Origin of the sequence: Methylobacterium sp. WL116 (assembly GCF_008039455.1) — a bacterium.
Taxonomy (GTDB): domain Bacteria; phylum Pseudomonadota; class Alphaproteobacteria; order Rhizobiales; family Beijerinckiaceae; genus Methylobacterium.
In genome coordinates, this window is sequence record NZ_VRUV01000226.1 from 1 (window position 1) to 7,168 (window position 7,168).

Annotated in this window: 6 protein-coding genes; 2 read left to right on the top strand and 4 right to left on the bottom strand. The window is 70.1% G+C overall.

Features of this window, described 5'->3' with window-relative positions:
- The 3 genes from FV223_RS16160 to FV223_RS16170 form a co-directional block, all read right to left on the bottom strand.
- Positions 1 to 824, bottom strand: an 824-nt coding sequence (locus FV223_RS16160) for a septal ring lytic transglycosylase RlpA family protein (protein WP_147727995.1), incomplete at its 3' end; no start/stop codon positions are given.
- Positions 825 to 1,149: 325 nt separating this feature from the next.
- Positions 1,150 to 1,467 carry a ribbon-helix-helix domain-containing protein gene (locus FV223_RS16165; RefSeq protein ID WP_147727996.1) on the bottom strand — a complete coding sequence of 106 codons (318 nt, stop codon included), beginning with the start codon at positions 1,465 to 1,467 and terminating at the stop codon, positions 1,150 to 1,152.
- Positions 1,451 to 2,158, bottom strand: coding sequence for a ParA family protein (locus FV223_RS16170; RefSeq protein WP_147727997.1), 708 nt, complete (start codon positions 2,156 to 2,158; stop codon positions 1,451 to 1,453). Before FV223_RS16170 ends, FV223_RS16165 begins: the two co-directional genes overlap by 17 nt.
- Positions 2,159 to 2,643: 485 nt before the next feature.
- On the opposite strand from FV223_RS16170, the gene FV223_RS16175 reads away from it, so the two are divergent.
- Entirely contained in the window at positions 2,644 to 3,240 is a 597-nt protein-coding gene (locus FV223_RS16175; protein ID WP_147727998.1) for a PAS domain-containing protein, read from the top strand.
- Between the two features lie 75 nt (positions 3,241 to 3,315).
- The gene (locus FV223_RS16180) at positions 3,316 to 4,962 is read left to right on the top strand and encodes an acyl-CoA synthetase (RefSeq protein WP_147727999.1); all 1,647 of its coding nucleotides are present in this window, start codon (positions 3,316 to 3,318) and stop codon (positions 4,960 to 4,962) included.
- Between the two features lie 54 nt (positions 4,963 to 5,016).
- Here the strand turns inward: FV223_RS16180 and FV223_RS16185 are convergent.
- A partial coding sequence (locus tag FV223_RS16185) for a TonB-dependent siderophore receptor (RefSeq protein ID WP_348644800.1) occupies positions 5,017 to 7,168 on the bottom strand: 2,152 nt, incomplete at its 5' end.

The following is a 7,168-nucleotide window of genomic DNA, read 5'->3' on the forward strand; positions in this document are numbered from 1 at the left end:
TCCGGTGCCCGCGCCAGCACGATCGGCGCGCGCACCGGATGCGGGGCGGGGGCCTCGTCGCGCTCCTCGCGCTCCGGTGCCGGCTTGAACGCCAGCGGCGCCGGCGTCGTGCGCGAGAACCGCTCCGGCTCCTCCGAGGGCCCGAGATCGGCCACCATCACCGGGGTGCGCACGCCCGCCGGCCCGCCGTCGGTGCGCAGCGTCGCCAGGAGCTTGCGGTCGTCGGAGCCGGCGACCGAGGCCTTGCCGAGATAGGCGACGCGCACGTGCGCGGTGCCCTTGTTGTGGAACTCGAGCGCCCGGGCGACCTCCTCCGAGACGTCCATGACGCGGTCGGCATGGTAGGGGCCGCGGTCGTTGACGCGCACCACCATCGAGTAGCCGTTCGCGGTGTTGGTGACGCGGACGTAGCTCGGCAGCGGCAGGGTCGGGTGGGCGGCGGCGATCGAGTGGCGGTCGAACACCTCGCCGTTGGCGGTCATCCGCCCGTGGAAGGCGGCGCCGTACCACGAGGCCAGGCCCTCGCGGACGTAGCCGCGGGCATCCTCCTTGGGCACGTAGGTGCGGCCGGCGACCACATAGGGCTTGCCCGAGAAGCGGCGTCCGCCGCCCTTCGGGATCACGTCGCCCTCGTTGTAGAGGCGCGGGCTGGTCTTCACGCCGTATTTCGGGTCGAGCCCGTTGCCGGCGGGGCCGGCGAACTTCTGCGGGTTTGTGCTGCAGTTGGCGGTGGCCAGCGCGATCGCCGAGACCGCGAGCAGGCGCCGCAAGGGAAGCGGGCCGCGGCGCGAATCCGGGATTCGAAGAAGCGTCGAACGCGCCATGCCCACCGGATCCGCCTGTACGCCACGTGCCGAAGGTCCGGCCCGCACGGGAGCGGTTACGCCGGGGCGTCCGGCTCGCCCCCTGCACAAGGGGGCGGCGACCGAACGAACCGACACTTGTCCGAACGCCGTAAAGGAAGCCTGAACGGAACGCGCCGCGCGCCGTCCGACCGCTGCGATTCACAGGGTTTCGCGTTCCCGCATCGCTTGAGCGTTCGGCGCCAAGACGTTCCAGGATCGTTCAGAAACCGCTCGCACGCGGATCGGCGAGACCGGGCGGGGGCAAGGCCCGTACCCGTGATCTCGCCGGTGCGGTTGCGGAGGCTCAGCGCTGAAGCGGCTCCGAGAGCTGCTCGATCGAGCGGGCGCCGCGCTGCTTGAACAGCAGGTCGAGGGCTTCCAGCATGATCGCGTGCATCTTGGTGCGCTCGGCATAGGCGAGGTCGCGCAGCTGGTCGTAGACCGGCGGCTCGAGATAGACCGACATCTGCCGGGCGCGCTCCTTCAGGGTGGCGGGCCCGCGCTTCGGCGGGCTCGCGCCGCGGTCGAGCTGGACGATCTCGGCGGTCTGCGGCACGGCGCGTGCGGCCGGCACCGAGGCCGCGACGATCGAGGCGAGATTGAGCTTAGGCGGCTTCGACATGCTTCACCGCCTTGCCGGATCCTATCTGGCCCGAAACGGGCTTGCCCGAGACCGCCTGTCCCGATCCGACCTTGCCCGCCTGCGTGCGCTTCTCGATCCAGGACCACAGCCGGCGCACCTCGCCCGCCGCCTGCCCCTTCGGGTTGAACTCGGTGACGCCCTGGCCGACGCCGATCGCGTCCTGGTGGTCGGTGCGCGCCACGATGTTGACGTCGGGCAGGATGCCCAGCACCGCGAGGCCGTCGGCCGCGTCGCGGATGCGGTAGGAGCGCGGCGGCGTCTGGTTGAGGACGAAGGCGAACTTCTTCTCGAGCCGGTACACGGCGGCCAGCGTCGGCTTGAAGGCGCGCAGGTCCGCGGGCGTCGGCCGGCACGGGATGATGCAGAGGTCGGCGGCGCGGATCGCCGAGAGGGTGCCGGTGGAATCGACGCCGGGCGTGTCGATGAAGACGTAGTCGTAGGCCGAGTCCCGAAGCTGGGTCATCACGGCGTCGATCTGCGTCGCATCGATCTGCGCGACCTCGGGGCCCTCCGCGGTGCGGTGGTCGAGCCAGTCGGAGATCGTGGCCTGCCGGTCCATCTCCAGGATGCAGACCGAGCGGCCGGCCTCCTGTGCGGCGACCGCGAGCGAGATGCAGAGCGTGCTCTTGCCGCTGCCCCCCTTCTGGGTGACGAAGGTGATCGCTTTCATCGGCCGGTCCTCGGTTCAAGCTGCCTTGGCTCAAAAGCGCGCGCATGCGCGTCGCGGTGCGGCACGATCCGGCGTCCTGCCGGGCGCGGGCATGCCGCCGTCCCGTTCGCAGGCCAAAGCCGGAGTTGCGGCGCACGCGCTCCGGGCAACCTAGAATCGGGGAGCTCCGCGCGAAGGCGAGGATCCTGTGACCCAGGGATGCCGTGATCCCGATATCGCGTCGGTTATGGTTAAGAGGCCGTTAACGGAGGCGGGCGCCGTCTCGGGCCGGCCGGCATCCGCTCTCCATCCGCCGGCTCCGGAACGCGGCCCGAGACCCGGGATGCGGAGGGTTTTTCCAACCTCAAGTTTGTTTTCGAGGGCTCCCTGTCGGTTCTCACTTTTCTTAGAGGAAGCGATGCCTTAGATTGCTTTTCGAGGGCGCCATCCCGTCCGTCGATCGTACCTCAAGTTTATTTTTGCTGCCGCCGGCCTTTAGGAGTTGCATGGCACAGGCTCCGAACCCGCACTCCAACGACGAGCTCCGGGCTGTCCTCGACGCCTCCGGCGTCGTCGGCGCCTGGGTGCACGATCACTGGGCGGGGCGTCTCACGCTGTCGGGCGACTTCGCCGGCTTGCTCGGCCTCGATCCCGAGGTCGCCGCCGGCGGGGTATCGATCGACACGTTCCTCGAGCGGACCCATCCCGAGGACCGCAGCCGGGTCGAGAGCTGCCTGCACGCGGCCGGCGAGATCGGCGGGCCGGTCGAGGCCGAGTTCCGGACCGTCGAATCGGCGGCGGGCGTGCGCAAGCTCCTCATCCGCGGGCGCGTCGAGCGCAATGCGGTCGACGGGACGGCGCAGGGGCGGGGCATCGCGATCGATCTCACCGAGAACCGGTCGGCGGACCTGCGCCAGACGGAGCGCCTCGTGAACCGCATGGCCGAGCACGCCATCGCGCTCCGCGCCCTCGCCGACGGCCTCGGGGAGGCGAACCTGACCAAGCTGATCGACGGCCTGATGATCGAGATCGGCTTCGAGCTCGCCAAGTTCCTGCAGGATCCGCGCGCCCTCGGCGAGCTCCGGGCCGAGCGCCACCACTGATCCGGGCGGCCGCAGGCCGTTGGATCACGCTGCCGTGCGCGGTACTGTCCGGGCCTTGCTCGCCGGGAGGCCGCCATGCGCCGCGACACGATCTACGACCGCGACCTCGACCGGAATCCGGCCAACCACCAGCCGTTGACGCCGCTGGGCTATCTCGACCGGGCGGCGCGGGTGTTTCCCGACCAGGTCGCGGTGATCCACGGGCCCCTGCGGCGCAGCTATGCCGAGCTCTACGCCCGCTGCCGCCGCCTGGCCTCGGCGCTCGCCGCCCACGGGATCGGCCGGGGCGACACCGTCGCGGTGCTGCTCGCCAACACGCCGGCGATGATCGAGTGCCACTACGGCGTGCCGATGGCCGGCGCGGTGCTCAACACCCTCAACACCCGCCTCGACGCCGCGGCCCTGGCCTTCTGCCTCGATCATGGCGAGGCCAAGGTCCTCGTCGCCGACCGGGAGTTCTCGCGCGTCGCGCGCGACGCGCTGGCGCAGACCGGGCGCAGCCTGCTGGTGATCGATTACGACGATCCGCACTATGCCGGCGCCGGCGAGGCCCTCGGCACCCGCGACTACGAGGCGTTCCTCGCCGAGGGCGATCCCGAGCACGACTGGGCGATGCCCGACGACGAGTGGGACGCGATCAGCCTGAACTACACCTCCGGCACCACCGGCGACCCGAAGGGCGTGGTCTACCACCACCGCGGCGCGGCGCTGCTGGCGCTCGGCAACGTCGTCACCGGGAGCCTGGGGCAGCACCCGGTCTATCTCTGGACGCTGCCGATGTTCCACTGCAACGGCTGGTGCTTCCCGTGGACGCTGTCGATCGTGGCCGGCACCCATGTCTGCCTGCGCCAAGTCCGGGCTGAGGCGATGTACGCGCTGATGGCCGAGCACGGCGTCACCCACCTGTGCGGGGCGCCGATCGTGATGCAGCTGCTGATCAACGCCTCCGACGCCGAGCGCCGCCCCCTGCCCCACCGGGTCGCGTTCTTCACCGCCGCCGCGCCGCCGCCGGAGGCGGTGCTGGCGGGCATGCGCGAGGCGGGCTTCGCCGTCACCCACCTCTACGGGCTGACCGAGAGCTACGGCCCGGCCGTCGTCAACGCGTGGCATGCCGAGTGGGACGACCTTCCGGCCGACGCGCAGGCCGCCAGGAAGGCCCGCCAGGGCGTGCGCTATCCCGTGCTCGAGGGCCTCGACGTGCGCGACCCCGAGACCCTGGAACCGGTGCCGGCGGACGGCCGGACGATGGGCGAGGTGATGATGCGCGGCAACGTGGTGATGCGCGGCTACCTCAAGAACCCGGCCTCCACCGAGGCGGCGTTCCGGGGCGGCTGGTTCCACACCGGCGACCTCGGCGTGAAGCACCCCGACGGCTACGTGCAGCTCAAGGACCGCTCGAAGGACATCATCATCTCGGGCGGCGAGAACATCTCCTCGATCGAGGTCGAGGACGCGCTGTTCAAGCACCCGGCGGTCGCCGCGGCCGCGGTCGTCGCCAAGCCCGACGACAAGTGGGGCGAGACGCCGTGCGCCTTCGTCGAGCTCAGGGACGGCGCCGCGGCCAGCGCCGACGACCTCATCCGCTGGTGCCGCGGGCGGCTCGCCGCCTACAAGATGCCCCGGACCATCGTGTTCGGGGAGCTGCCCAAGACCTCCACCGGCAAGGTGCAGAAGTACCTGCTGCGCGAGCGGGCGCGGCAGGAGCCGGGGCAAGGATCATAGGGAGCCGAGGATCATGGCAGGCGACGCGGGCGGCGCGCGCCGCCCGCGGGAGGCTCACCACTTGTAGCTCAGGCTCGCGGTGATGCGACGGGCCTCGCCGTAGAAGCAGGCCGCCGTCGACTGGCAGGCCGAGACGTAGCGCTTGTCGGCGATGTTCTGAGCGTTCACCGCGAAGCGCCAGTTGTCGCGGGTGTAGTGCACCACCGCGTCGAACAGCACCCGCTCGGGCACCGTCAGGGTGTTGGCGGTGTCCGCGAACGAGCGCCCGACGTAGCGCGCACCGCCGCCGAAGCCGAAGCCGCGCCACTCGCCCCCCGGGATCGTGTAGTCGGCGAACACGGTGGCCAGCGTCTCCGGGGTCGCGGTCGGCGCCCGGCCGATCACCCCGACGTCGCCGCGGGTGACCTCGATGTTGAAGGTCGTGAACGAGGCGGTGACGTTGAGGTCGCGGGTGAGGTTGGCCACGAACTGCGCCTCGAAGCCGCGCGAGCGCGTCTCGCCGAGCTGGAGCTGGTTGAGGTTGTTGCTCGGGTCGATCGTCAGCGAGTTGGCCAGGGTCAGGTCGAAGGCGGCCAGCGTCAGGAAGGCGTCGTAGCCCGGCGGCTGGTACTTCACGCCGACCTCATACTGGTCGCCGGTGGTCGGCTTGAACGGCTGGCTGAAGAAGTTCGTCCCGATCTGCGGGTTGAAGAAGCTCGCGTAGGAGACGTAGGGCGCCAGGCCGAAATCGAAGTTGTAGATCAGGCCGTAGCGCTGGGTGCCGGCGTTGGCGGTCTGGCGCGTGACGGTGCTGGCCAGCAGGTTGTTGACCTCGTTCGAGGTGAAGTCGCCGCGGCCGGAAAGCACCAGGGTCAGCTCGGGCGTGAGCTTGATCTGGTCCTGCGCGTAGAGACCGACCTGCTGGAAGACGTCGTAGTTGACCAGGTAGGGCGCCGCCGCCACGGTCGGCGAGCCGTAGTTCGGCGCCAGCAGGTTGAAGTTCGCGACCGCCGGGCCGACGAAGCCGCCCGTCGCCTGGTTGTCGTTCAGCTGCACGTTCTTGTAGTCGAGCCCGACCAGGAAGGTGTGCCGGAACAAGCCGTCGTCGAACCGGGCGACCGCGTTGTTGTCAACGTTGAACGCGCCGATCCGCGAGGTGGCGCGGAAGCGGTAGCGCGCCAGCTGCGTCTGCAGCGGGTCGGCGTAGCCGTTGATGCTGAACGAGTTGTCGTAGGACTCGCTGTACGCGTAGCGCAGGTTCTGCCGGAACGTCCACGTGTCGTCGAAGACGTGCTCGAACTCGTAGCCGAGGCTGTACTGCGTCCGGCGATAGACGTTGTTGTCCTTGTCCTGGACGTTGTAGCTGCGCGGGATGCGCGCGCCGAACACGTCCGGGCGCGCCGTGCCCTGGTAGGGCAGGAAGGCGTTGATGCGGCCGGTGTCGTCGTATTGCAGGCTCGTCAGCACGGTGAGCGTGGTGGCGCCGTCCGGCTTGTAGGTGAAGCTCGGCGCGATGTAGCCGCGGTTCTCGTCGAGGCCGTCGACCTGCGTGCCGCCCTGCCGGCCGATGCCGGTCAGGCGGTAGAACCAGTGGCCCTCGTTGTCGGCCGGGCCGCCGAAATCGAAGGCGAGGTACTTCTGGCCGAACGAGCCGCCGCCGACCTCGACGTAGTTCAACGGCTCGAGCGGGGGCTTCTTGCTGATGATGTTGATCAGGCCGCCGGGGCCGCCCTGGCCGAACAGCACGGCGGCGGGGCCGCGCAGCACGTCGACGCGCTCGACCCCGAACGGATCGACCTTGTAGGAGGCGAAGCCGTAGTTGAACAGCTGCAGCCCGTCCCGGTACAGGCCGGTGTCGCTCGCGGTGAAGCCGCGGATCTGGAAGAAGTCGACCCGCGAATCCGGGCCGAAGGCGTTGCCGAACACGCCGGCCGAATAATTGATGATCTCGCCGATCTGCTGGGGCTTGATCGCGTCGAGCTGCTGCCGGCCGATCACGCTGACCGATTGCGGCGTCTCGATCAGCGGCGTGTCGGTCTTGGTCGAGGTCAGCGTGCGCTTGGCGACGTAGCCGTCGATCGGCCCGCGCGGATCCTCGCGCGGGACCACGACGCGCGCCGCCGTGCCGTCGCGCGACTCGACGGTCAGTTCCTCCAGGCGCACGCTGCCCTCGACCAAGACCGACACGCCGCTGATCGAGACGCCGCAATCGGTCAGCGTGATCGGC

Excerpts from the sequence above, each read along its gene's own strand:
- FV223_RS16170 (WP_147727997.1), bottom strand. The coding sequence starts at position 2,158 with ATGAAAGCGATCACCTTCGTCACCCAGAAGGGGGGCAGCGGCAAGAGC.
- FV223_RS16175 (WP_147727998.1), top strand. The coding sequence starts at position 2,644 with ATGGCACAGGCTCCGAACCCGCACTCCAACGACGAGCTCCGGGCTGTC.
- FV223_RS16180 (WP_147727999.1), top strand. The coding sequence starts at position 3,316 with ATGCGCCGCGACACGATCTACGACCGCGACCTCGACCGGAATCCGGCC.
- FV223_RS16165 (WP_147727996.1), bottom strand. The coding sequence starts at position 1,467 with ATGTCGAAGCCGCCTAAGCTCAATCTCGCCTCGATCGTCGCGGCCTCG.